Annotated in this window: 1 protein-coding gene; it reads right to left on the bottom strand. The window is 40.3% G+C overall.

Features of this window, described 5'->3' with window-relative positions; genetic code table 11:
- Nucleotides 1–50: 50 nt before the first annotated feature.
- A partial coding sequence (locus QOS01_RS10390; protein WP_283622266.1) for an IS66 family transposase occupies nucleotides 51–809 on the bottom strand: 759 nt, incomplete at its 5' end.

Here is an 809-nt window from a genome sequence, read left to right as displayed (position 1 = left end):
ACAAATGAAAAAGGCGTGAACCACGGCTTCTTGTGGTTCACGCCCTTCCTCTAGTTATGACATATCTGCTGTACTTCTTCCGCCCATGGTAAAAAGGCCTCAATGTCGCTACTTTTCTGGTTGGGTAGTCGATCAAACAGGTACTTGAAATATTTATATATATTTAGTTTGTTTACTTTTGCTGTTGCCACTAACGTGTAGTAAATTGCATTGGCCTCAGCTCCACGAGTACTTTTCGCAAATAAACAGTTTTTACGAACTAAAGTGGTGAATCGGATTTCTTCTTCTAGTGAGTTATTACTCAACGGAATTTGGCCGTCTTCAAAAATCCGATATACTCTTGTCCGGAGCTTTAGGGCATTCTTGATAGCTGCACGCAGACGGCCTTGTGGCGAAGTAATACTATTCAAGTAATGGTAAAACTTATCAAGTAATGGCTTCACATGAATAACCCTTTGCTGACGCTTCTCCTCCTCAGTTTGATATATTAATCCGTTTTCCTTATGGAAAACGCTCCTGAGAATTTTTACCGCATGAAGAGCTTTCGAATACTTTAATTGCTTCTTACTCAGTAATTTAGTGATTCGAATGAATTCCCGCCGAATATGAACTAAGCAAGAGCCAAAATGGGCGTGGGGGTATAAGTGGTTACTATAGCCTCCATATCCATCACACATGATAAAGCCCGGATAGTTCTGACCAATAATATCACCGATTACTTTTCCTGAGCGGGTATTGCGATAATGAAAGATTACCATATGATGATGGCTAAACTCAGTCGTGGTTCTTGTTGCCCAAAAATAACTGGT

It is taken from the genome of Limosilactobacillus avium, assembly GCF_947381485.1.
GTDB classification, from domain to species: Bacteria; Bacillota; Bacilli; order Lactobacillales; family Lactobacillaceae; genus Limosilactobacillus; species Limosilactobacillus avium.
This window is presented reverse-complemented; position numbering and strand designations above follow the sequence as displayed.